Below are 21,506 nucleotides of genomic sequence, written 5' to 3'. Positions count from 1 at the left end.
GCTATTGGTTCAAGTAGATGGATTTGAGCTGGTAGGTGCCCACGCTCACCACCCGGTCGTTTTCGTTCACGTCGCCGGCCAGCAGCACCGTCTGCGCACCGTTAGCGGCACCCGGCTGCACGTAGCGGATTTTGAAGGTTTCGGGGTCGGTGTGCACGAAGACCACGGGCTTGCCGTTCAAATCGGTCAGCGCCGAAGTGGGCACCACCAGCTGCTTTTTGCCGCCGCCGCTGCGGCCCAGCACCTGCACGTTCACGGCCTGGCCGGCGCGGAATAGGTTGGTACCGGTGGGGTCGAGTTCCAGCACCAGCTGGCGGGCCTGGTTCACCGGGTTCACTACGTTGCTGAACACCACCAGCCGGGCCGGGGCGCTGCCGGCCTGCCCCTGCAGGCCTTCCACCTGAAACTGGGCCCCGGCCGGAATCTTGTCCAAGTCCTGGGCGAACACCTGGGCTTCGACCCGCAGCTTGCCGGGGTTGAGCACCCGAAACAGCTCGTCGCCCTGGGTCACCTGCTGGCCCACCGCGAGGGTGAACACGTCCACCGTGCCGCTGATGGGCGAAGTGATGGTGACGCGGCGGTTGCTGGCCTGCCCGTTAAGAATGCCCGCGTTCTGGCGGGCCTGGCGCAGGCGCAGCTCGGCGGCCACCACGTCCTTGCGGGCCGCGATGTCGGCGATGGTCTGCAGGCGGGCGTAGTCCTGCTGGGCCGCCCGCAGCTCGGCCTGGGCGTTGGCCCGCTCGGTGCTGAGGCCGATTTGCTGGGTCGCGTCCAGGGTCTGGTCGATGACGGCCAGCACCTGCCCGGCGCGCACCGGCTGCCCTACTTTGGCCGCGAGGCTCACGATGCGCCCGGTCTGGGGTACCACCACCCGGCCTTCGCCCCCGGCGGCTGAGGCCACGGTGCCGTAGAGGGTCAGCCGGTTATAGGTATCGGAGTAGCCGGCCAGGGCCGTGCGCACCCCGAACAGGAACTGGCTTTCCTTGGGCAACGCCACGGCATCGGTCATGGCCACACCGCTGGAAGCGTGGGCCGCGTCGCCGTGGTCTTCGCCACCGTGCGCCCACAGCGCGGCGGGCGGGGGCAGCAGCACGGAAAAGGCCAGCCCGAGGGCGGCCGTAGCGGCGAGAAACTTATGCGTGGTTTTCATAAACAGCGGGCGTTGAAGTGGGGACGGCAGCGGCCGGGCGACGGCGGCGCATAACCAGGGCAGTGAGGGCAATGCCCAGCGCGAAGGCCCCGAAGAGCAGCAGCACGGTTTTCCAGGAGCCGATGAGGGGCGCGGCGGCCGGAGCCGGGGCCGCCGCCACGGGCAGCAGCTTGCCGACCTCAATGCCGGAGAGCAGCATCAAGTCGGCCTTGTCGCCGGCCACGATGTTCACGGCCAGGCTGTACTTCTTATTGGCCGGAAACGTGCCCTCGACTAGGTAGGCTCCCGGCGACTTTTCGGATACCGTGAATTTCAGGTCGGCCGCTTCCGGGCAGGTCACCGTCAGCTTGGCTCCCTTGATGGGCGCGTTAGTAGCGTAGTCCGACACGAACAGTCGCATGTCGGCGTCTTCACCTTTTTTCAACGGCTCGAAGCGCAGCAGCAGCTCGAAGCTCTCGGACAGCGCCGCCACCGAGAAGGTGGTGGCCACCGGCCCGGCCGAGGGTTTGGCCGCGTCGCCGTGGTCTTCGCCGCCGTGGGCGCGGGCCCCGGTGGCCAGCAGCAGGGCCAGCAAAAGCAGGAGGAGGTTCTTCATTATTGTCCCCGCAGGTAGTTAAGTGCAACGATGGCCTGACGGTAGTCGCGGATGGTGGTCAGGTAGGTATTCTGAATGGTAAAGGCCTGGTTCAGGCTCTGAATCAGCACCAGGTAGCTGATTTCGCCGGCCTTGAACAGGCGCTGCGACTGGCTGATGATGGCCCGCGACTGGGGCAGGCCGGTCTGCTCGTAGTAGGTGAGCGAGGCGGCAAACTTGCGCGTGTCGGCTAGGGCCTGCTGGTACTGGGTGCCCAGGTCGAGGCGCTGCACCTGCAGCTGGGCCTGGGCGGCCTTGCTGCGCGCCGTGGCCGCCTGCAGCTGCGCGCGGTAGGTCCAGAACCAGATGGGCACCGACACGCCGAACTGAAAGCGGTACTTTACCAGCGAGTTCTCATAGGCCTGATTCTGATAGCCCAGCGTCAGGGCCGGGGTGCGCCGCGCCCGCACCAGGCTGATGCCCGACTGGCTCAGCGCCACGTTCTGGCCGTAGTAAGCCAGCGTGGGGCTCAAGGCCACGGCGGCGCTGTCCTGCTGGGGTAGCGTGCCCAGCAGCTCCGCGCCGGCGCGGGCCAGCTCGGGGCCGGTCTGGCGCAGGTCGGCATCGGCGGTGAGGTTGGCTTCCGGCTGCCCGAGCAGCAGGCCTAGGCGGCGCTGCGCCGAACGCTGGTCCACCACGGCCTGGTCGAGCTGATTGCGCACCTGCCGGGCTTCGGCCTCGGTGCTCACCCGCTGCAAGGCCGTTACCTCGCCGGCCTTGAACAGGCGGTCGGTGGCCACTTGCAACGCCCGAAACAGGCTGTCCTGATAAGTGAGCTGGCGCACCTGCGCCTCGGCAAACTGCAGGCTCAGGTAGGCTTGGCGCACGTCGCGCCGCACGGTGGCCCGGTTCACGTCGAGGCCCCGCTCGGCCAGGGTGATGCCGGCCTGCGCGGCCTGGGCCTGCCGGCGGTACACCGTGGGGAAATCAATGGTTTGCACCACGCCCGGGGCCCACCGCTCGCCCGTGGGCGCGGAAAACAGAAAGTCCGGGTTGGTGGGCGAGAAGCTGCCACGCTTCAGGGCGCGCTGCTCCGCGATTTCCTCAGCCGACTGGCGCAGGCGCGGGTGCCGGCGCAGGGCCTGCTGCTCGGCGCTGTCGAGGCGCACCACGACCTGCTGCGCCCCCGCCGGTCCGGCCAGCAGTACCAGCAGGAGCAGCAAGAGCCTGAACCGGCGCTGGCGAATGGGAAGATTGTTCATAAGCATGAGTTAGGCCGCTGGCCCCTCCGCCGGCAGCCGACGGAGGGGAGCGGGACACGAAGGGCGGCCCGGAGTCGGACCGCGCCGGTAGCTAGGATTTTTTGACCAGCGCCATGCCGCACTTCGGGCATTTGCCCGGCGCGGTGGCGGCCACTTCGGGGTGCATGGGGCAGGCGAAAGCCGCGCCCACGGCTTTGTGGCCGTGGGCCTCGTCCAGCTTGTCGAAGCGCACGGTCAGGGCTTTGCCATCGGCCGTGTTCAGCGTCACGATGGCCGTGCGCACCTTGGCCCCGGCGGGCAGCTTGGCCGTGAGGTGGTCGTCGCCGGCCAGGGCCAGCGGCACGGTCACGGTGGCATTGGTGGTCAGCTGCACCAGCACCGAGCCGCTCATGCCCTTGTTGGGCACGGCACTCATCTTGGCTCCCAGCAGGTAAAAAGCCAACTCGGTGGGCTGGGCCACCAGCTCCAGGTGGTAGGGGCTGGCCGAGCGCACCACGCCGCCGTGGGGGGCTACGTGAGCGTGGGTTTCGCCCGCCGCTATTTCGGCGTGCTGGGCGTGGGCGAGGGGCGCGGCGGCCAGCAAAGCCAGCGCGGCGAAGAGGGTGCGAAGCATTTTCATGGAGGACTGTAGCGGTGTATTTGGAGTGGGATTAGGCTTTTTTGACCAAATCCATCTCGCAGGTGGGGCACTTGCCGGGCTTGTTGCTGCGGCTGCCTTCGCAGCCCATCGGGCACTCGTACACGGCGGCCGAGGTCTTCATCTTGCCCTCGTTCTTGGTGTGCCAGTCCTTGAACTGCTGGATTTCCTTCTGCTGGGCGTCAATCATCATTTGCGCCATCTCCTTGAGCTTGCTGTCCTTGCCGTGGGCCAGCTCGGCTTTGGCCATGTCCACGGCGCTCTGGTGGTGCACCGTCATGAGCATGTTGAAGTTCATGTCGGGGTCCGCCACCATCTGGGGCATGTTTTTCATCATCCCGTCCATCGAGGCCTTCATCTGGGCGGTGAAGGGGTCGGCCGGGTCCTGGGGCTTGTAGTTGGTCGGGGCCGAGTCGAGGCGCTCGGCAATAGGCTCCATTTCGCCGATTTCCTTCTGCTGGTCGGCCTTGATTTTTTCGGCCATCTGGCGCATGGTGGCATCCTTGCCGTCGCGCAGCTCGATGTCGGCCATGGCCACCGCGCCCTTGTGGTGCTCCAGCATCATGTGGGCAAAGTCGTGGTCGGTGTTGCCCTTCATTTTCATGGCGTCCATCTTAGCCATCATGTCGTTCATGGAGGCCATCAGGGGCGAAGCGCCGGCGGCACCGTCCGCCATTGTCGAATGGTCCATGCCGGCCATGTCGCCGCCCGCAGCGGTGGTGTCGGCCGTGGCCGAGGTCGTCTCAGTAGCCGTGGAGTCGGCCGATTTGTCGGCGTTGCAGCTGCCCAGCAGCAGGGTGCCCGAACAGAGGGCGGCGAGGATAAATGCAGACTTTTTCATGGGGTTTGGGTTGGGATTGAAGGTGAAAAAATGAGGTGTATGGGCGCGGGCTAGGCCTTCACGTTGATGGTGAAGTCGCCGGTGTGAATCTGCCCGCCGTGGTTGAATTGCAGGAAAACGCGGTACAGGCCGGGCTTTTCGAAGTTGGTGTTGAAGCCGATGACCGGGCCCTTGTCGGCCTGGTCGTTGGGGTGCACGTGCAGGTAGCGCTCGGTGTCTTCGCTGATGACCACCACGTGGCCCAGCGCCCCGAGGTACTTATCCAGGTCCGTCACCGGCTGCCCATTCTTGCTCAGGCTGATTTTCATGCCCAGCAGCTGGCCAACTTTCAGCTCTTTGTCAAATGCGAGGGTAGCCTGATAGCCATTCTTGCTCCACTGCAGCTGGTCTTTGCTGAACTTGACGGGCGTGTACTTGGGGCCCTGCACGCTCACCACCTGGCGGCCGAGCTGGTGGCCGCTGCCGTCGGGCGTGTAGTCCTGAAACAGCACGTACTCACCGCCCTTGGGGAAGGTAAACGGTACTTTGTAGTTGCCATCAGCCGTGAACTCGGGGTGCTCATGGTCGAACACCGACAGGTCTTTGCGGACGATGATGAGGTGGATTTTCTTCTCGTGCACCACCGCCAGCGGCACCGGTGCTTTCTCGTTGCCGACTTCCTGCGGGGTATAGGTCAGCGTGGCGGGCTGGCCGGCCACCAGCTGCATGGGCTTCGGCTCGAACTGTATCTGGTAGCTTTTGCCGTTGCTCACCTGGTCGTTGTGGACCAGCTCCATGCCGCACTTGGGGCACTTCTCGCCGGGCTTGGTGCTGGTCACCTCCGGGTGCATGGGGCAGGCGTAGGTGTGGCCTCCGGCGTGCGCGGCCGTGCTGTCGGGCGCGGTGCCGGTGGGCGTGGTAACGGTGTTGGTGGCGCTGCTGCTGGACGAATCCGAGGAGCAGCTGGCAACGGTGAAAATGCTGGCAGCGGCCAGCAGCGGAACAAGAAAGCGGTTCATGAAAACGGGTATGGAATGGGAAATGCGGGGCCGAAAAGGCCGTTGGGGCCTACGCCTGCCACTGCTGCCAGAGCACGAAGCCCAGCGCGGCAGCCAGCCCGGCGTAGAGCAGGTAGGACAGCCAGCGACGGCCCGGCCCACGGGGGGGCGGCGCACCGGCCTCCTGACAGCAACTCTTCATTGCGGGGGAGGGAAAACCAGGAAAATAGGGGAAGGGGGCGCAGCTTAGCCACGCGAGCGAGCAAACGAAAAGGCCCGCCCCGGACATAGCATAGCTATGCCGGCGCGAGCCTTAGCGCGTCGGAAGAATCAGACAGTCAGCGACTGGATGAAAATGCGGATGTCGGGTATTTTGGGCTTGAGGTGCCGGGGCGGAACCAGGGCCACCGTAGCCGTGCGGTCCCACTTGCCAGCCAGGGGCCGGAAATGAAACTCGATAGCCGCCGGCAGTACAGCCGGGGCAGGCAGGAATAAGTGCTTCTGGGCGGGCGTCGTCAGCGAGGACAGCAGCGACGCCGATTTGTCCTTGCAGCAGTCGTGGCTGGTGCCCGGCTTGGTCGGGTGGCCGTGGCCGTGCTGCTTGGTCGAATGCTTCGCCACCGCGCCGTGGCCGTGGCAGCCCGGGTGCGCCGGCTTCTCGGCCTGGTGGTGGTCCATGGCCGCCATCGGCGGAGCCGGCGGCAGCGGATTGACCGTTGCGCACCAGCACTGCCCCACGAACACGTTGACGAAGACGAGCAGGAAGCTCGTCGCCAGCAAACGGCGGAAAGGGTACAGGCTACGGAACATAACGGGCATGAAGCAACCGCAAAATTAGACTTATCTCCTCAGAAGAGTAGAGCTGCTTCTTTACCCGCAATGCCGCGAAAGGGTTCCGGTGGTGGTTTGCGCAAGGTGGGCGCAGGTTGATAAAATGGCGTTACTGAGCAACTCAGGGCCATCAGCTTCCATTTTGGATACACCCTAGTCCGAGCGGAAAAGCAAAATTATGCAAGTTGCTGGCGTGATTTTATAAGCTGTTTGCTGGTAACTGCCTGATAAAGCCAAGGGGCATCAAAAATAATTCAGGGCCATTTTCCAAGTGGCAGGGTGGATTTCGTATTTATCTGTGAGAGGGGTTAGTAAGCTTAATTCTTGGTGCCCCCAATCAATAACTAAATTTTTTAACCCTTTACCCATGGCCTCTACGCCTACCTCTCCTTCGCTTTTACAAGAAGTCAAAACTCAACCTCTCAGTATTGCTACCGCAGCAATCCTCAAATCGACCATCCAGTTCTTTTACACGCACAAGGGCCGCATCGCCGCCTGCGGCAGCGGGGTGTTACTAACCTTGGATGGTCGGTATTTTGTGGTGACGGCGGCACACGTTATTGCCGGCAAGTATTACGAGACGTTCGTGATTCTGCCCCCGCACGAAGTCACCCTGGCCGGTGAGCTGCGCATTACCTCATTGCCTGCCTCTGGCAAACGGAAGGACGACAAAATAGACCTAGCTGCGTTGGAGCTGACCGACGAATCCCAACTTGCCCGCCTGCAGGAAGCCTACCACTTCCTAACCCTTTCGGAACTCTCCACGAGTCCCAGGCACCTGACGGATGTTTACCTGTCCGTTGGCTTTCCAGCGGCGAAGACCAGGTCTTTTGATGGCCAAGTGAAATCAGCACCGTACCCGCTGCAGACCCAATTAACAGGTGAATTTGATTATGCCCGGTCTGGGCTCCACCCGGCTATTCACCTCGTGCTCGACTTTACGGGCGACGTGCTGTCGGCCACCAATCCCCAGCCGCACAAGCGCCCCAAAATGGAAGGCATCAGCGGCAGCGGCCTCTGGGATACGGGCAACTATCTGCTGCACGACCCTGCCCTGGAAAAGAAGCTGGTGGGCATCGTAACCGAAGAGTTGACGCTCAACCGAAAGAAGTACCTGCTTGTGACCCGAACCACCGTGCTGCTGGAGTTTTTACGCCAGAGCTTCGGCTTGCAAATTCCCGTTTCCACGACCGTTAAGGTAAACTTGGGGTCTGCCCGGTGGCGCTACGCTGAATGGCAGGCAAAACAGGCTGCCAAGGATGGTGGTACGGCGGTATAGGCCGTCAAATTATGCAATTCTGCGGCGGTATTTAGTACTAACTTCGCCATGGGGTAGCCGTTCCTTTGTAGCGTGATTCTGGGCTTTCGCCAGCTGGCCGAACCGCCCAAAAACCACTCCCTACGCTACTTTTTATGGAACCTGCCACTAAAACCGAAACCCTCGACATCGAAGGCATGACCTGCGCCTCGTGCGCGTCCTTCGTCGAGAAGTCGCTCAGCCGCACGCCCGGCGTGCAGCGGGCGATGGTCAACTTTGCCACCGAGAAGGCCACCGTGGACTACGTGCCCACCCAGGCCTCTCCGGCTACGCTGAAGGAAGCCGTTATCAACGCCGGCTACGGCGTGGTGGAGCGCGCCCCCGATACCAGCGCCGCCGAGCGCAGCGCCGAAATCGATTGCCAGAAAGCCCTGGCTTACCAGAAGCTCAAGCGCCGCTTCTGGGTGGCCGTGGGGCTGGCCGTCATCATCATGCCGCTGAGCATGCTCATGCTCTGGCCGGCGATGATGGCGCGCGTCAACATGCAGTGGCTCAACTATTCCCTGCTGCTGCTCACGCTGCCCGTGCTGCTCTACAGCGGGCGCGAGTTCTACGTGTCGGCCTGGAACGGCTTCAAGCACCGGGCCGCCAACATGGATACGCTGATTGCCGTGGGCACCGGCGCGGCGTTTCTGTATAGCCTGGCGGCGACGGTGGTGCCTGGCTTCTTCACCAGCCGGGGCCTGATGCCCGAGGTGTACTACGACACGACGGCCACCATCATTGCCCTGATTCTGCTGGGCAAGGTGCTGGAGCTGCGGGCCAAGACCCAGACCTCGGCCGCCATGCGCAGCCTCATCGGCCTGCAAGCCAAAACCGCCTGCGTGGTGCGCCCCGATGGCGCGGAGGTCGACGTGCCCATCGAGCAGGTGCAGCTGGGCGACCTGGTGGTGGTGCGGCCCGGCGAGAAGGTGGCCACCGATGGCCTCATCACCGAAGGCAGCTCGGCCCTGGACGAGGCCATGCTCACGGGCGAGAGCCTGCCGGTGCAGAAGCAGGTGGGCGACCCCGTGTTCGGGGCCACGCTCAACAAAACCGGCTCCTTCCGTTTTCGCGTGACCAAAGTAGGGGCCGATACCATGCTCTCGCAGATTGTGAAGCTGGTGGAAGATGCCCAGGGCAGCCGCGCCCCCATTCAGCGACTGGCCGATAAGGTCAGCGCCATCTTCGTGCCCACGGTGGTGGTCATTGCCATTCTCACGTTCGTTATCTGGTTTGATTTGGCCCCGGCGGGCACGCGCCTGCCGCTGGCGCTGGTCAACTTCGTGGCCGTGCTCATCATTGCCTGCCCCTGCGCGCTGGGGCTCGCCACGCCCACGGCCATCATGGTCAGCACCGGCAAGGGGGCGGAGCATGGCGTGCTGGTGCGCAACGCCGAGGCGCTGGAAAAAGCCTACCAGGTAAACACCGTGCTACTCGACAAAACCGGCACCATTACCAAGGGCGAGCCCGCCGTGACGGACTTCTGGACGCTGCCCGGCCAGGAGGCCGCCCAGCTGCTGCCGGTGGTGGCCGCCGTGGAGCGCCAGAGCGAGCACCCACTGGCCGAGGCCGTGGTGCGCCACGCCGACGCCCAGGGTGCCGCCAGCCTGACCGCCACCGGCTTCCGGGCCGTGGAGGGCAAAGGGGCCGCCGCCACCGTAAACGGCCAGGCCGTGCTGATTGGCAACCGCCGCCTGCTGGCCGACGAGGGCGTAAGCCTCTCCCCTACCCTGATAACCCAGGCCGAGCAGTTGCTGAGCCAGGCCAAAACCGTGCTCTACATTGCCGTGGCGGGCCAGGCCGTGGGCTTGGTGGGCGTGGCCGATACCGTGCGCGACACCTCGGCTGCCGCCATTAGGAAGCTCCAAGCGCTGGGCATCGAGGTGGTGATGATGACCGGCGACAACCCCGAAACGGCGGCCCAGGTGGCCGGCCAGGTCGGCATCACGCGCTACTTCGCCGAGGTGCTGCCCCAGGACAAGGCCGGCAAGGTGAAGGAGCTGCAGGGCGAGGGCCGCACCGTGGCCATGGTCGGCGACGGCATCAACGACGCGCCGGCGCTGGCCCAGGCCGACATCGGGCTGGCCATCGGCTCGGGTACCGACGTGGCCATGGAAGCGGCCGGTATTACGCTCATGCGCTCCGACCTGAACGGCGTGGTGACGGCCATCGAGCTGAGCCGCCAGACCATCCGCACCATCAAGCAGAACCTGTTTTTCGCCTTCATCTACAACACGCTCGGCATTCCCGTGGCGGCCGGGCTGCTCTACCCCTTCTTCGGCATCCTGCTCTCGCCCATGCTCGCGGCCGGGGCCATGGCCCTCAGCTCGGTATCGGTGCTGACCAACTCGCTGCGCCTGCGCAGCTTCGACAATCATTAATTCCGCTTTCCTATGGATACGCCCGCCATTTTGGTAACCGTCGGCGGCCTGGCCCTCGCCGGGTTTGTGCTGTGGTACTTCTTTTTCTCGGCCCGCCAGACGGCCAGCGCCGTGTCTTCCTCGGGTGGCGTGCAGGAGGTAGCCATCACCGTGAAGGGCGGCTACTCGCCCGACGTGATTGAGGTGGAGCGCGGCAAGCCCGTGCAGTTGAGCTTCTACCGCGACGAGGAAAACAGCTGCTCCGAGGAGCTGCTGATGCCGGATTTCAGCATTCGCCGCGACCTGCCCGCTTTCAAAACCACGCTGGTGGAGCTGCTGCCCAAAGAAGCCGGGACATTTACCTTCACCTGCGGCATGGGCATGCTGCGGGGTAGCTTAGTGGTGAAATAATGCCGCATCCCATGAAAGCCGACGTCAGCATTGCCCACGTCCTGCCCCCGCCCGGTTCGCACCGGCTGCTGATTAAGAACATGGTGTGCCCGCAGTGCATCCGGGTGGTACGCGAGGAGCTGACGGCGCTGGGCCTGCACGTTCACCGCGTGGCGCTGGGCGAGGCCGACGTGTCCACGCCCGACGGCGCGGCTCCCGACTGGGCAGCCATCCGGGCCAGCCTGCAGGAAGCTGGGTTTGAGTTGCTGGAAGACCCCCGCGACCAGCTCGTGGACCGCATCAAAACCCTGCTGGTGGCCCTGATTCACTACCCGCCGCCCGGCCCGCGCCTGCTCAATTACTCGGATTATCTGGTCGAGCACCTGAGCAAGGATTACCACTATCTTTCCCATTTGTTCTCCGCTTCCGAAGGCCTTACGATTGAGAAATTCATCATCCGCCAGAAGGTGGAGCGCGCCAAGGAGTTGATTGGCTACGGCGAGCTGCCCATTGCCGAAGTGGCCCAGCAGCTGGGTTACAGTAGCCCGGCGCACCTCTCGCGGCAGTTCCGGCAGGTGACCGGCCTCACCCCCACCGAGTTTCAGCGCCTGGGCCCCGCGAGCCACGCCCGCCGCAGTCTGGACTCGCTGATTTAAGCAAACCCGGCTGCTGTCTTATCGAATATCGCCCAAACTACCTCGTGCAAGTGCTGTTGGTCTTGTTCCGGGAAAATGAAGGCATCCGTCATTCCCAGCTGTGGTAAACGTTCTCGCAAATGAGGGAGTAGGGATTTGTGAATGTTAAAGCAGTGCGAGTATAAGTGGTTGGCTTCGGGGTTATCTTGGATAACCTGTTCGTGCACCACATGCTCCATGGGCTCGGTAGATGAGCTGTTCCAGGCAAAGACACCTTTTTGATTGATGACGTTGGGGTTGTTTTCCAAGCCGATACGAACAAAATCGTCGCCCTGGTCTGAGAAATAAGAATTGGGAATCCGTTTGAGGTGTTTTACCTGGCAGAAGTAATTGGTGAGCCCGCCACCCGGAAAAGAGGCCCGGGCCCATCGTAGTGCGGCAGCATCGTCGTTGGCAAAGTTGTTCATGTTCTCGTCCGAAAACGTGGGCGAAAAGCTCGCCATAATGCCCCGACGCTCTTTCAACGCTTCCACATTGGCCTGAAACACTTCCTTAATCAAGGGCAGGTTGCCCTCAATACTCATGGCCACCATTTCCCGCAGGCCAGCCTGAGCAAAACCTTGCTCCTCGATATAATATACACTCACGTAGTTGTCTATTTCCCGGGCGGGCGTAGGCTGGGCATCGGTGGCGCCCATCGCCGCAAAGTAAAGTGCCACTGGAAAGCTATAGGTCCAGTCCAGTAAGGGAGTGGGGCAGCTGTAATGCTGCAAAATGCTCAGCACGCTCACGTCGTTGCCAGCATCTCCCCCATTGGTTTCAATGTACTTTGCCAGGAGGCCACCGCAGTACAGTCGGGCGTTATCCATCAGCCGCTCTAAAAACAGTTGGTGGTCGGTGGGCTTCGTTTCGCGCTTATTCAGAATCCAGTTCCGCTGCATCGAGCTATACAGCATAAACTTAGCTTCGTTTATCCCCCGAAACAGGTGGTCGGTTTTGGGGGTGAACTCCGAAATGAGAGCTTCCAGCTCGGCCGGCGTATCAATGCGCTGTTGGTCAAAGTAATTGTTCTTCTGAACGAAAGACCCGTACATGGATAGGTGCTCGGGATGCAGCAACGGCGGTAGTTGCTGACTACCGTAGAGTGCATTTGCTAGGGCGCGCACCCGGGAAGTCAGCGTTTGAGGATTGACATGGCCGCTGCCATCAGGCATTTCCCGCACCTGTGTTATTTCCCTTACTAGCTGAGCGTCGCGGAGGGTAGCCCAACCGCCACTCTGCCCCCACTCCCACAGAATCTTTATCTTTTCGTCAAGTAAGCTTTGTTCGTCAGTAGGTTCCATAAGTTGATGTAAGGCGGCTGCACGAAGGTAACCAAGTCATGGAAAGCAGGTTTCCGAACCAAAGTAGTGCCTCCAAATGCCATGGAATAGGCTGCTTAGGATAGAAATTATGCAAGTCTGCGCAGGCATCTTGTAAATCCAGTGGTACAGCAGGCCGTTTTAGAAATCAGGAAAAATTCACCACGACCTGATATTATGAAAAAGCTATTTCGCCTTCCCCTGCTGGCCCTTTTGCTGGCTTCCGTTTCCCTCGTTTCCTCGTGCAGCAAAGACGACTCGGATAGCCTGAAAGTGCAGGCGCACGACCAGAACACCATGATGACACTCATGCACGACATGATGAAGAAGATGGATGCCATGATGAAAACCCAGGACCCCGACCAGGACTACTCCATGATGATGGTGATGCACCACCAGGGTGCCATTACGATGGCCCAGGAGGAATTGAAAAATGGCAAGGACAACCAGATGCGGGACCTGGCCACCCGCATCATTGCCGCGCAACAGGCCGAGATTACGCAGTTTAACGCGTTTCTGGCGGGGCACCGGGTGGAGACGCCACTCGTGCCGGCGTTTAACACGCGCCAGATGATGGCCATGGATAAGATGATGCGCGCCAACGACCTGCGCGTTATCACCGGCAATACCGACCGCGATTTTGCCCAACTTATGCAGGACCACCACCAGAGCGCCATCGAGACGTCGCAGGCGGATTTAGACCTTGGCCGTCACACCGAAACCAAAGCCTTGGCGCGGCAGATAATTGACGAGCAAATGATGGAAATAAAGGAGATGCAGGAGTGGCTGCTGACCAACAAAGGCTACTAATGTCCTCCCTCCTTTCACCTAAAAAGCAGCGGGCTAGATAGCCCGCTGCTTTTTAATTTACGCCATTACCCAATGGAAATGCACAATACTCCCTGGGCTCCGGAATGGCTGCTGTGGGTCTGGTTCGGCCTCACACTGTTATCCGTGGCCTACGTTGCCTGGGACTTGTTTACCAGCACCCCGGAAATGAAAGTGATGAAGTGGGGCTGGGTGCTGGTCACCCTCTACACCGGGCCGGTGGGGCTGCTGGTGTACTGGTTTTCGTGCCGCGAGCCCTCGCCCGGCACCCACGAGACGTTCGTGGCCCCGCTCTGGAAGCAGGCCGTGGGCTCGACGATTCACTGCGCCGCCGGCGACGCCACCGGTATCATCGTGGCTGCCGCCATCACTGGCTACTTTGGTTTGAACATGGGCACCGATATCTGGATTGAGTACGCCGCCGGCTTCTTTTTCGGACTATTCATCTTCCAGGCCCTGTTTATGAAGGACATGATGAGCATGAGCTACGGGCAGGCCGTGCGCAGTTCGTTTCTGCCGGAGTGGATGTCGATGAACGCCATGATGGCCGGCATGCTGCCCACGATGGTACTACTCATGACCCGCGACATGCGGGCGATGGAAGCCACCTCGCCCTGGTTCTGGGCCTCGATGTCGGCCGCTACGCTCGTGGGCGTCGTGGTGGCCTACCCCGTCAACTGGTGGCTGGTCAAGCACCAACTCAAGCACGGCATGGGCACCGAGCGGGCCCTGGGCAAGGGCGGGGCCCCGGTTGCCGCAGAACATCAGCACGCCGGGATGGTCATGGCCGGCATGACGCACGCTATGCCTCCAACAGCGCCCAGTTCGCCCGCCGGCCCCCCCATGCCAAGAATGCGCATGGAAGGCGACGGCCAGGTATCGGCCGGGCGCAAAGCCCTGGTAACGGTGCTTACCCTGCTCATGCTGGCGGCGGGCTACTACGTGGCGGCCCGGTACGGGGACCTCGCTATGCGGCCCGGCCAGCCGATGAGCATGCCGGAAATGTCCATGCCTGGGATGACGCATTAGCCCGCAACGGCAACCCGGACGACGGATTTTGGGTGCGGCGGCTTGCGGACCCCGGGGTTCTGCGCATCTTCGTGATTCCAATTATCCCGCCCCATTATATGTCTGCCGCGCTACCGCCCCTTATTCAGCAATACAAAGCTGATTCCGAGTCCGTTTACAACACCTGGTTCATCAATAACGAGGAGCGCTTGAAGGCCTTCCGCTCCATTCGGCGCGGGGTGCAGCAGGTGGTCAAGGACATCAAGGCGGGCAGCTTCGGCAACGATTTTAAGGGCACTTCGCTCGAATTCGTGCTCGGCGTCATCAGCGAGCAAAAGCAGGTGTTCCAGGGCGCGGCGCACCCCTTCTACTGGAAGCCCAAGCTGCGCATCCCCGACATATACGAGCACGAAGACAACAAGCGCGCCTTCGGCCAATTCTTGGAAAGCTGCCTGGCGGCCACTACCGAGCAGCAGCTGCTGCGCGAAATCGACATTCTGGACCGCCGCAAAATCAAGGGGCTGGGGCCGGCCGTGGCTAGTATCCTCTATTTCCTGCACCCCACGCTGATGCCACCCTGCAACACGGCCATCGTCAACGGCTTCAACGCCCTGTTTGGGGAGAAAATCAAGCTGGGCTCCTGGTCCGAGTACCTGCGGATGCGCGACCGGCTGCGCGACCTTAATCAGGAGCACCGCCAGCACCTGAGCCTCGACTACGGCGCGCTGAGCGGGCTGCTTTTCGACGTGGGCGTGAAGAAGATGATTGCCGGCGACCAACAATTTGCCACCGACGAGGACCGCGACAAGTACCAGCAGCAGGCCCAAAAGCGCCACAAGGAGGTGCAATCCGAGGCGCAGGAGGAAAACCAGCACACCGAGATGCAGCATCACCTGCTGCGCGTGGGCAAGGCCCTGGGCTGCGACGTGACCACGGCCATCAACGACCGCAACCGTCTTTGCGGCGGCCAGAAGCTCTCCTTTCTCTGCCTCGACCAGCACCCCGAACTGCCCGTGCCGGCCGAGGTGGCCAGCACCATCCGCCTCATCGACATCGTGTGGTTCGCTCCCGGCACCAACCGCGTGGTAGCGGCCTTTGAGGTGGAGAAAAGCACCAGCATCTACAGCGGCATCCTGCGCCTGACGGACTTGGCGTTCTCCATGCCCGAGCACGAGACGGCGCTCTATCTTGTGGTGCCCGATGCCCGCGAGAAGGAAGTGCAGGCCCAGCTCTCGCGGCCGGCCATCCGGGCCGCTGGCGCTACCATCCGCTACATCCTGTTCTCGGAGTTGCGCCAGCACTGCGAGGCGCTATGCAAGTTTGGTGATTCGCCGGCGGCCATGCTGAAAATTGCGCGCTCGGTGTGAGGGACCGTGTCTGTACTTTAGTAGAATATTAAGAGTTGGCTTGACTTTTTATGGCCGAGTATCTGTATCTATGGTTGGTGTTGCTCGGATTTCTGGTCGGATTGGGGCTATTAGCAATTCGAAAAAACCGGCTTGATAAGCAGCTGGCGCAGGAAAAGAGTAGCCTTTACAAGGATTACCAAACCAGGAATTCCGAGTTAAACGTCCGGGAGAAAATACTCGACAAGCGGGCCGCTGATGTGGCTCGATTGGAAAAAGTGTTAACCGAGAAAAGCAAAAGCTTTCCTTGGCTGGCTGGTGCAATTGCGGACCTGGTCTTGCTTAACAACAATCAGGTTGCTGACTATTTGGCCTTTAAGCCCCGGCCGGCCAAGTCCTCTGCCCAGGCAGTGCGCGAGGTAGGGAAAGAGAAACGTATTCTGGCTGCTCAGTTGAAACACCTGCAATACGTTATCAACCAGTACGAAGGCCTGTTTCCATTTCTGACGGAGTTTCGCGAAGGAGAAATGGAGGAGGCGCTCCTGGAAATAAAGGATACACATGGCGAGCAAGCACCGCAGGAGGCCGACCCGGTGAGTGTTTTTCTGACGGCTGGAGAATATAGCAGTCTCTCCACGACCGAGCGGAACCAGCGGGCCTTGGAGCGATATATGCAGGGCCGGAAAAGCCCTTACCAGTTGGGCCGTGACTACGAGCGATTTGTGGGGTATTTGTATGAGTGCGAAGGCTATACCGTAACCTATTTTGGGATTGAGAATGGCAAGGAAGACTTGGGAAGAGACTTAATCTGTCGTAAAGACGGCAACACCCTAATCGTGCAGTGCAAGTACTGGAGCAAGCACAAGCTCATTCACGAAAAGCATATCAACCAGCTGTTTGGTACCACCGTCAAATTCTACCTGGACTCAGCGCAGAAAAAGTTAGTTGAACAGCAGCTTCACCTTTTTCCGCAGTTACTTTCCGCCAGTAACATTCTGGGGGTGTTTTGCACCTCCACTGATTTGTCGGATACGGCCCGCAAGTTTGCCCAAGCTTTGGGCATCCAGGTGCGGGAGCAGGTCAGGCTGGGCGCTTTTCCGATGATAAAATGCCACATCAGTCCGGCAACGGGTGAACGGATTTATCACCTGCCATTTGACCAGATGTATGACCGAACCAAGCTGGATAAAGCAGGCGAGTTTTATGCCTTGACGGTAGCGGATGCTGAGGCTAAGGGCTTTAGAAGAGCTTGGCGGTGGCGTGGGTAGTTAACTGCACCCTGTTGAAGATTGCGCGAAACGTGGGGAGTAAACTTGGCTGATAATTGCTCAGGGTTTCGAATGTCGCTAAAGGAATTAGGCGATAAAGTCAAATAAGAGCTCAGTGAGCTTTTCTACTTGGTTTTGAGCTTGCATCACACTGTACATCTGCATGATGGTTTCCAAGTGCGTTTTGCTCATGCAGGCAACGTAACGCGTGGAATAGTGAAGGGTAGCCAGGTCCTTCTGGATAGTGAAAATTGGGCTTTTAATCCGCTTCTGGGCCCCGTGCTTGTAAATAAACGTGTCGGTAGCGCTTAGCGGAAAGATGAAGTCTTCTAATTTGCTATAGTCAGCATTGGGCCTTTCCAGCACGGGGCAGTCTCCAATCACGGAGGGAAACCGTTCATCGGGCTGCGAGTGAATAAACCAGTTGGCGTGAATGTCGGTAAGCTTGTTCTCGTCAAACAACGGCAGCAGAGGCAACAATATTCGCTTGGCCTCTTTGATAGCATCCGAATCCACCAACTGGTTCAGCGCATTCAGGTCGACTGGGTTAGCTTGGTCGATGGGCCGGATTTCAGCTTTTAAGTCGGCCAGGCTCAACTCCTCTTTCAGTCGGCCAAACTGCGGGTCGCTCGCCGGTATGCGCCATTTAAGGGAGCTGGCCAGCGCAACAATGCTCACCACTGCTTCGAGAGAAGCTTTTCGGGAGAGAAGGACATTTTGCAAATCGGCGGCGGCCTTGTCATCCAAAGCTGCATACAAGGCCTCCAGATGGTCTTTGGGCTGGCCGTGGAAGAGAACCGTATTCCGGTCCATCTCAAAGAATATAGCCTTTGGGCTTTGCCGCTGCTTGGCTATTCTACCCGTCTGCTTATCAAGCAAGTAGAGCATTCCATCCGCATCCGCGAAATTCTTAATGAGGAATTGGGGAATGTAGTGGTGTCGGCGTGATACCTGCATCAGTGGTGGGCAACAATTAAAATAAAAAAGCGACTCCAATTTCGGAGCCGCCTTTTTACTGACAAAAGACAGAGTAGAAGTAGTGCTATTTGCCTCCCTTCTCTTTTCGCACGCCTTTGAAGGGCGTACCATCTTGCTTCACGTCCATGAACTGGCCGTTGGTGGTGTTCCGCTTCACGTATTGCTCCGTGACGGGGTTGAAAACTTGCGAACGGTCGCGCACTGCGCCGTTGCGGTGGCCGTCGCCGGCCGGTTTGTTCGTTGCCATATAGCAGGGCGAGAGGGAAAAACTCTCTTTACCTCAACGGTGAGTTTGAACGAAGAATTCCGCGTAAGGATTCACTGGCATAAATACTTATTATTCAGATGCTTTGAGTTGTCTTGAACTGCGCCTGAACGAAGTCGTGGGCATAGGCTTTCACCTGGTCGCGCACCGCGCGAAACTGCCCCATAATTTCCTCCTCGCTGCCAGTAGCCTTGGCCGGGTCGGGAAAGTTGTGGTGCAGCTTCTTGGCCGACGACGGAAACACTGGGCACACCTCGTTGGCGTGGTCGCACACAGTCAGCACGTAATCGAACGGCACGGCGGCGTACTCATCGATGTGGTTGCTAGTGTGATGCGAGATATCCACCCCGTCCTCGGCCATTACGCGCACGGCGCGGGGATTAAGCCCGTGGACTTCTACGCCGGCGCTGTAGACGGCGGCCCGCTCGCCTAGCTCTTGGGCGAGGTAGCCGTGCAGCAGCTGGCTGCGGCAGGAGTTGCCGGTGCAGAGCACCAGCACGTTTTTCTTACCAGACATGAGCAGGGAAAAAAGCAGGGGAAGAGTTACGCGGCCGAAGCCACCGTTTTGCCGTCGTACCAGCGGCGGCGGAACCAGAAGGCCAGGTTAACCAGCGCAATCAGCGCCGGCACCTCAATCAGCGGGCCGATAACTCCGGCGAAGGCCTGGCCCGAGTTCAGGCCAAACACCCCAATGGCCACGGCAATGGCCAGCTCGAAGTTATTGCCGGTGGCCGTGAAAGCAATGGAGGCATTCTCAGCGTAGTCGGCCCCTAGATACTTGCCGGCCGCGAAACTAAGCACGAACATGATGCCGAAGTACAGGGCCAGCGGCAGGGCGATGCGCAGCACATCGAGCGGCACCTGCACGATGGTTTCGCCCTTGAGGCTGAACATGACCACGATGGTGAGCAGCAGCGCCACCAGCGTAATGGGGCTGATGGCCGGGATGTAGACGTTCTCGTACCATGCGTCGCCTTTCAGCCGGCGCAGGACGGTGCGCGACAAAAAGCCCGCCGCGAACGGAATGCCCAGGTAAACGAGTACGCTCCGGGCAATGTCCCAGATGCCGATGTTCACCGCGTAGCCCTTCAGGCCAAAGTAAGGCGGCAGCACGGTGATGAACAGCCAGGCCAGCACCGAATAAAACAGTACCTGAAAGATGGAATTCAGGGCCACCAGCCCGGCGGCGTACTCGCGACTGCCATCGGCCAGGTCATTCCAGACCAGCACCATGGCAATGCAGCGGGCGATGCCGATGAGAATCAGGCCCATCATGTATTCGGGCTTGTCGGGCAGCAGCCAGATGGCCAGGAAAAACATGAGCAGGGGGCCCAGAATCCAGTTTAGGAACAGCGAGAGGCCGATGATGCGCGTGTTTTTGAAGACCGTGGGCAGCTGCTCGTACTTGACCTTGGCCAACGGCGGGTACATCATCAGAATCAGGCCGATGGCCAGCGGTACGTTCACCGTGCCCACTGAGAAGTAGTTGATGGCCCCGTTGATGCCGGGCACAAAGTAGCCCAGGCCGACGCCCAGCGCCATGGCCAGGAATATCCAGAGCGTGAGGCCCCGGTCGAGGCCAGAGAGTTTCTTTTCAGCCAGCGCGGCGGGGGCCGGGGCGGCGGGCAGGGGTTGATTCAGGGTTGTCATAGAAAATAGTGAATTAAGCGACCCCGACGGAGGAGCTGCGCCGCTCCATCTGCACCGTGTTGCGCCACACGCCGTGGTGCTGGCCAATCCGTTCGCGGTGGCCGATGACGCGAAAACCTGCCTGAGTATGCAGGCCAATGCTGGCGCTGTTTTCCTCGAAGGTGCCAGCTTGCAGCGTCCAGATGCCTTGGGCCTCCGAGTCCGCAATCAAGACCTGCAGCAGCTGCCGGCCGACGCCCTGCCCACGGGCGTCGGCGGCGATGTAGATGCTGAGTTCGGCCACCCCGCCGTACACGCAGCGGCTCGACACCGGCGAGAGCGCAGCCCAGCCCAGCACCATGCCGGTGTCATCGACGGCGACCAGGCGGCTGTGGGCCAGGTGCGCCCGGTCCCAGGCCTCCCATTCGGGGGCCTGCGTTTCAAACGTGGCGTTGCCCGTGGCAATGCCTTGCTCGTAGATGGCACGCACGGCGGGCCAGTGGGTTTCCGCGAGTGGTTGAATGGTCATCGGGTTGGTAGCTTAATAGGCTTTGCGCAGCATGTCGGCGTATTCGTTCGGCAGCGGGGAGGCCTCCACGGCCTGGGCGGCTTTCTCCACGTCGTATTCGACCCGAATAAGTTCCGTGCGCACGCTGCCAGGGTCCGTGAGCTTCGTGTTTTCGTCGAGGTGCAGCAACTGGTAAGCCGCGCGTGGGTCACCGTCCTTGGGCTTGCCCACCGAGCCGATGTTGAGGGCGTGGCGGTAGCGGGTTTCGCCTTCCACTTCGTAGGCGAAGGTGCGGTGGTAGGGCTTGTGAGTATGCCCGAATAGCATAATATCGGCGTTGGCCTCGGCCAACACCCGCAGAAAGCTGGCCTCGGGCCGGTCCTCAAACAGGTACTCATTGATTTTGCGCGGCGAGCCGTGCACCATCAGCAGGTTCAGGGTGCAGGGCTCCTCCTGAAACTCCAGCCGCATGTGTTTGGGTAGCAGGCGCAGGTAGCGCCGCTCCTCGTCGCCCATGATATGGTTAGTGTAGGCAATGCTTTGCGCGCCCAGGTCCTTTTCGGTGTCGGTTTTGTAAGCGCAGCCGCAGTTGCTACTGGCCAGCCCGATGCCCTGGTCGTAGTTACCGGCCAATGTGGGGATGCCGCGGCGGCGCACCTCATTCACCACTTCGTTGGGCCAGGGCGCGTAGCCCACCAAATCGCCCAGGCAGAAAATCATGTCGGGCCGGCGCTGCTCCATATCGGCCAGCACCGCTTCCAAGGCCGGCAGGTTGCCGTGCACGTCGGAGAAAAAGGCAATTGTCATCGAAATCGGGCGGAATGGATTGGGGGATAAGTCAAGCGGCGTGACCCGGGAGGGCCGCGCCGCGTGGTCATTTTAGCAGCACCCGCCGCCCGGCGTGCAGCCGCCGGCCGTTTGCAGCTGGGGCAGCGCGAACTGCTGGGCCGCCGGAATGCCGCAGGCATCCTGGGCCAGGCAGGCCGTCTGCTTGGGCATGAGCACGAAATCGGTGCCGTCGAAGGTCAGGCCGAACTTGCCGATGGTGGCCTGCTGGTACTCTACTTCAATGTCCAAGTCTTCCTGTCCCAGGATTTTCTCCGACAGCTTCAGGATGTGCAGGAATTTCTGGGGGGCTAGGCGGTGGTCATAATCACCGGCCTCCCAGAGCTGGAAGTTGGCCACGGTTTCTTGGCGCTCCACGCCGCCGCAGTCGATGAAATGCTTGCTCACCAGGCCCACTTCCGTGACGTGGAAATGGGAAGGCAGGTACTCGCCCGTGGGCAGGCGGAAATTAATGGCTTCTACTTCGGTCAGGGCCTGCTTGATTTCAGAGATTTTCATGGCGTTGCTTCGTA

General features: G+C 60.9%; 24 protein-coding genes. 8 read left to right on the top strand and 16 right to left on the bottom strand.

Annotated features, from left to right (window positions below):
* Position 1: 1 nt before the first annotated feature.
* The 8 genes from MUN82_RS21900 to MUN82_RS21870 all read right to left on the bottom strand — a co-directional run bounded on the left by MUN82_RS21900 (position 2) and on the right by MUN82_RS21870 (position 6,119).
* Complete coding sequence (locus MUN82_RS21900; RefSeq protein ID WP_196294791.1) at positions 2-1,150, bottom strand: efflux RND transporter periplasmic adaptor subunit; 1,149 nt, start codon at positions 1,148-1,150, stop codon at positions 2-4.
* A complete protein-coding gene (locus tag MUN82_RS21895) occupies positions 1,134-1,745 on the bottom strand; it encodes a hypothetical protein (protein WP_196294790.1) in 612 nt (203 codons plus the stop codon). The genes MUN82_RS21900 and MUN82_RS21895 overlap by 17 nt, the downstream gene beginning before the upstream one ends.
* Positions 1,745-2,986 (bottom strand): TolC family protein, encoded by a 1,242-nt coding sequence (locus tag MUN82_RS21890; RefSeq protein ID WP_196294789.1) that lies wholly within the window; start codon positions 2,984-2,986, stop codon positions 1,745-1,747. The genes MUN82_RS21895 and MUN82_RS21890 overlap by 1 nt, the downstream gene beginning before the upstream one ends.
* Positions 2,987-3,077: 91 nt before the next feature.
* Positions 3,078-3,599, bottom strand: a complete 522-nt coding sequence (locus tag MUN82_RS21885) for a heavy metal-binding domain-containing protein (protein ID WP_245097795.1) — start codon at positions 3,597-3,599, stop codon at positions 3,078-3,080.
* Between the two features lie 37 nt (positions 3,600-3,636).
* Positions 3,637-4,464 (bottom strand): DUF305 domain-containing protein, encoded by an 828-nt coding sequence (locus MUN82_RS21880; protein WP_196294787.1) that lies wholly within the window; start codon positions 4,462-4,464, stop codon positions 3,637-3,639.
* 50 nt (positions 4,465-4,514) lie between these two features.
* A complete protein-coding gene (locus tag MUN82_RS21875; protein WP_245097793.1) occupies positions 4,515-5,462 on the bottom strand; it encodes a DUF8832 domain-containing protein in 948 nt (315 codons plus the stop codon).
* 49 nt (positions 5,463-5,511) lie between these two features.
* Positions 5,512-5,643 (bottom strand): hypothetical protein, encoded by a 132-nt coding sequence (locus tag MUN82_RS22325; RefSeq protein ID WP_262386163.1) that lies wholly within the window; start codon positions 5,641-5,643, stop codon positions 5,512-5,514.
* A 128-nt stretch (positions 5,644-5,771) separates the two neighbouring features.
* Positions 5,772-6,119 (bottom strand): hypothetical protein, encoded by a 348-nt coding sequence (locus MUN82_RS21870; protein ID WP_245097790.1) that lies wholly within the window; start codon positions 6,117-6,119, stop codon positions 5,772-5,774.
* 520 nt (positions 6,120-6,639) lie between these two features.
* On the opposite strand from MUN82_RS21870, the gene MUN82_RS21865 reads away from it, so the two are divergent.
* The 4 genes from MUN82_RS21865 (at position 6,640) to MUN82_RS21850 (ending at position 10,978) form a co-directional block, all read left to right on the top strand.
* Positions 6,640-7,551 carry a S1 family serine peptidase gene (locus tag MUN82_RS21865; RefSeq protein WP_196294784.1) on the top strand — a complete coding sequence of 304 codons (912 nt, stop codon included), beginning with the start codon at positions 6,640-6,642 and terminating at the stop codon, positions 7,549-7,551.
* 134 nt (positions 7,552-7,685) lie between these two features.
* The gene (locus MUN82_RS21860; protein WP_245097787.1) at positions 7,686-9,953 is read left to right on the top strand and encodes a heavy metal translocating P-type ATPase; all 2,268 of its coding nucleotides are present in this window, start codon (positions 7,686-7,688) and stop codon (positions 9,951-9,953) included.
* 12 nt (positions 9,954-9,965) lie between these two features.
* The gene (locus tag MUN82_RS21855) at positions 9,966-10,343 is read left to right on the top strand and encodes a cupredoxin domain-containing protein (protein WP_196294782.1); all 378 of its coding nucleotides are present in this window, start codon (positions 9,966-9,968) and stop codon (positions 10,341-10,343) included.
* Between the two features lie 11 nt (positions 10,344-10,354).
* Positions 10,355-10,978 carry a helix-turn-helix domain-containing protein gene (locus MUN82_RS21850; RefSeq protein ID WP_044518498.1) on the top strand — a complete coding sequence of 208 codons (624 nt, stop codon included), beginning with the start codon at positions 10,355-10,357 and terminating at the stop codon, positions 10,976-10,978.
* Here the strand turns inward: MUN82_RS21850 and MUN82_RS21845 are convergent.
* The gene (locus tag MUN82_RS21845; RefSeq protein WP_196294781.1) at positions 10,975-12,300 is read right to left on the bottom strand and encodes an FRG domain-containing protein; all 1,326 of its coding nucleotides are present in this window, start codon (positions 12,298-12,300) and stop codon (positions 10,975-10,977) included. The genes MUN82_RS21850 and MUN82_RS21845 overlap by 4 nt on opposite strands.
* A 195-nt stretch (positions 12,301-12,495) precedes the next feature.
* On the opposite strand from MUN82_RS21845, the gene MUN82_RS21840 reads away from it, so the two are divergent.
* The 4 genes from MUN82_RS21840 to MUN82_RS21825 all read left to right on the top strand — a co-directional run bounded on the left by MUN82_RS21840 (position 12,496) and on the right by MUN82_RS21825 (position 16,768).
* Positions 12,496-13,128: a DUF305 domain-containing protein gene (locus MUN82_RS21840; RefSeq protein WP_196294780.1), complete on the top strand. Its 633-nt coding sequence runs from the start codon at positions 12,496-12,498 to the stop codon at positions 13,126-13,128.
* 78 nt (positions 13,129-13,206) lie between these two features.
* Positions 13,207-14,175 (top strand): DUF4396 domain-containing protein, encoded by a 969-nt coding sequence (locus MUN82_RS21835; RefSeq protein ID WP_230687943.1) that lies wholly within the window; start codon positions 13,207-13,209, stop codon positions 14,173-14,175.
* 98 nt (positions 14,176-14,273) lie between these two features.
* Positions 14,274-15,521: a type II restriction enzyme NmeDI-related protein gene (locus tag MUN82_RS21830; RefSeq protein WP_196294778.1), complete on the top strand. Its 1,248-nt coding sequence runs from the start codon at positions 14,274-14,276 to the stop codon at positions 15,519-15,521.
* 50 nt (positions 15,522-15,571) lie between these two features.
* Entirely contained in the window at positions 15,572-16,768 is a 1,197-nt protein-coding gene (locus tag MUN82_RS21825) for a restriction endonuclease (RefSeq protein WP_196294777.1), read from the top strand.
* An 87-nt stretch (positions 16,769-16,855) separates the two neighbouring features.
* Here the strand turns inward: MUN82_RS21825 and MUN82_RS21820 are convergent, their stop codons facing one another.
* From MUN82_RS21820 to MUN82_RS21790, 7 genes are all read right to left on the bottom strand, one after another.
* On the bottom strand, positions 16,856-17,656 hold the full coding sequence (locus MUN82_RS21820) for a hypothetical protein (RefSeq protein WP_245097786.1): 801 nt from the start codon (positions 17,654-17,656) through the stop codon (positions 16,856-16,858).
* A gap of 154 nt (positions 17,657-17,810) precedes the next feature.
* Positions 17,811-17,993 (bottom strand): hypothetical protein, encoded by a 183-nt coding sequence (locus tag MUN82_RS21815; protein WP_044518383.1) that lies wholly within the window; start codon positions 17,991-17,993, stop codon positions 17,811-17,813.
* A 94-nt stretch (positions 17,994-18,087) separates the two neighbouring features.
* Positions 18,088-18,528, bottom strand: coding sequence for an arsenate reductase ArsC (locus MUN82_RS21810; protein WP_196294775.1), 441 nt, complete (start codon positions 18,526-18,528; stop codon positions 18,088-18,090).
* 26 nt (positions 18,529-18,554) lie between these two features.
* Positions 18,555-19,661, bottom strand: coding sequence for an ACR3 family arsenite efflux transporter (arsB, locus tag MUN82_RS21805; protein WP_196294774.1), 1,107 nt, complete (start codon positions 19,659-19,661; stop codon positions 18,555-18,557).
* A gap of 13 nt (positions 19,662-19,674) precedes the next feature.
* Positions 19,675-20,169, bottom strand: coding sequence for a GNAT family N-acetyltransferase (locus tag MUN82_RS21800; protein WP_196294773.1), 495 nt, complete (start codon positions 20,167-20,169; stop codon positions 19,675-19,677).
* A gap of 12 nt (positions 20,170-20,181) precedes the next feature.
* Positions 20,182-20,955: a metallophosphoesterase family protein gene (locus MUN82_RS21795; protein ID WP_196294772.1), complete on the bottom strand. Its 774-nt coding sequence runs from the start codon at positions 20,953-20,955 to the stop codon at positions 20,182-20,184.
* A 72-nt stretch (positions 20,956-21,027) separates the two neighbouring features.
* Positions 21,028-21,492 carry a DUF6428 family protein gene (locus tag MUN82_RS21790; RefSeq protein ID WP_196294771.1) on the bottom strand — a complete coding sequence of 155 codons (465 nt, stop codon included), beginning with the start codon at positions 21,490-21,492 and terminating at the stop codon, positions 21,028-21,030.
* Positions 21,493-21,506 lie beyond the last annotated feature (14 nt).

This window comes from Hymenobacter aerilatus, from assembly GCF_022921095.1.
GTDB classification, from domain to species: domain Bacteria; phylum Bacteroidota; class Bacteroidia; order Cytophagales; family Hymenobacteraceae; genus Hymenobacter; species Hymenobacter aerilatus.
The sequence above is the reverse complement of the archived record's forward strand: the minus strand, read 5'-3'. Positions and strand labels throughout refer to the sequence as shown.

What these genes read in the sequence shown, in the direction of transcription:
- MUN82_RS21900 (WP_196294791.1), bottom strand. Translation starts at nt 1,150, where the DNA reads ATGAAAACCACGCATAAGTTTCTCGCCGCTACGGCCGCCCTCGGGCTG.
- MUN82_RS21895 (WP_196294790.1), bottom strand. Translation starts at nt 1,745, where the DNA reads ATGAAGAACCTCCTCCTGCTTTTGCTGGCCCTGCTGCTGGCCACCGGG.
- MUN82_RS21890 (WP_196294789.1), bottom strand. Translation starts at nt 2,986, where the DNA reads ATGAACAATCTTCCCATTCGCCAGCGCCGGTTCAGGCTCTTGCTGCTC.
- MUN82_RS21885 (WP_245097795.1), bottom strand. Translation starts at nt 3,599, where the DNA reads ATGCTTCGCACCCTCTTCGCCGCGCTGGCTTTGCTGGCCGCCGCGCCC.
- MUN82_RS21880 (WP_196294787.1), bottom strand. Translation starts at nt 4,464, where the DNA reads ATGAAAAAGTCTGCATTTATCCTCGCCGCCCTCTGTTCGGGCACCCTG.
- MUN82_RS21875 (WP_245097793.1), bottom strand. Translation starts at nt 5,462, where the DNA reads ATGAACCGCTTTCTTGTTCCGCTGCTGGCCGCTGCCAGCATTTTCACC.
- MUN82_RS22325 (WP_262386163.1), bottom strand. Translation starts at nt 5,643, where the DNA reads ATGAAGAGTTGCTGTCAGGAGGCCGGTGCGCCGCCCCCCCGTGGGCCG.
- MUN82_RS21870 (WP_245097790.1), bottom strand. Translation starts at nt 6,119, where the DNA reads ATGGACCACCACCAGGCCGAGAAGCCGGCGCACCCGGGCTGCCACGGC.
- MUN82_RS21865 (WP_196294784.1), top strand. Translation starts at nt 6,640, where the DNA reads ATGGCCTCTACGCCTACCTCTCCTTCGCTTTTACAAGAAGTCAAAACT.
- MUN82_RS21860 (WP_245097787.1), top strand. Translation starts at nt 7,686, where the DNA reads ATGGAACCTGCCACTAAAACCGAAACCCTCGACATCGAAGGCATGACC.
- MUN82_RS21855 (WP_196294782.1), top strand. Translation starts at nt 9,966, where the DNA reads ATGGATACGCCCGCCATTTTGGTAACCGTCGGCGGCCTGGCCCTCGCC.
- MUN82_RS21850 (WP_044518498.1), top strand. Translation starts at nt 10,355, where the DNA reads ATGAAAGCCGACGTCAGCATTGCCCACGTCCTGCCCCCGCCCGGTTCG.
- MUN82_RS21845 (WP_196294781.1), bottom strand. Translation starts at nt 12,300, where the DNA reads ATGGAACCTACTGACGAACAAAGCTTACTTGACGAAAAGATAAAGATT.
- MUN82_RS21840 (WP_196294780.1), top strand. Translation starts at nt 12,496, where the DNA reads ATGAAAAAGCTATTTCGCCTTCCCCTGCTGGCCCTTTTGCTGGCTTCC.
- MUN82_RS21835 (WP_230687943.1), top strand. Translation starts at nt 13,207, where the DNA reads ATGCACAATACTCCCTGGGCTCCGGAATGGCTGCTGTGGGTCTGGTTC.
- MUN82_RS21830 (WP_196294778.1), top strand. Translation starts at nt 14,274, where the DNA reads ATGTCTGCCGCGCTACCGCCCCTTATTCAGCAATACAAAGCTGATTCC.
- MUN82_RS21825 (WP_196294777.1), top strand. Translation starts at nt 15,572, where the DNA reads ATGGCCGAGTATCTGTATCTATGGTTGGTGTTGCTCGGATTTCTGGTC.
- MUN82_RS21820 (WP_245097786.1), bottom strand. Translation starts at nt 17,656, where the DNA reads ATGCTCTACTTGCTTGATAAGCAGACGGGTAGAATAGCCAAGCAGCGG.
- MUN82_RS21815 (WP_044518383.1), bottom strand. Translation starts at nt 17,993, where the DNA reads ATGGCAACGAACAAACCGGCCGGCGACGGCCACCGCAACGGCGCAGTG.
- MUN82_RS21810 (WP_196294775.1), bottom strand. Translation starts at nt 18,528, where the DNA reads ATGTCTGGTAAGAAAAACGTGCTGGTGCTCTGCACCGGCAACTCCTGC.
- arsB (WP_196294774.1), bottom strand. Translation starts at nt 19,661, where the DNA reads ATGACAACCCTGAATCAACCCCTGCCCGCCGCCCCGGCCCCCGCCGCG.
- MUN82_RS21800 (WP_196294773.1), bottom strand. Translation starts at nt 20,169, where the DNA reads ATGACCATTCAACCACTCGCGGAAACCCACTGGCCCGCCGTGCGTGCC.
- MUN82_RS21795 (WP_196294772.1), bottom strand. Translation starts at nt 20,955, where the DNA reads ATGACAATTGCCTTTTTCTCCGACGTGCACGGCAACCTGCCGGCCTTG.
- MUN82_RS21790 (WP_196294771.1), bottom strand. Translation starts at nt 21,492, where the DNA reads ATGAAAATCTCTGAAATCAAGCAGGCCCTGACCGAAGTAGAAGCCATT.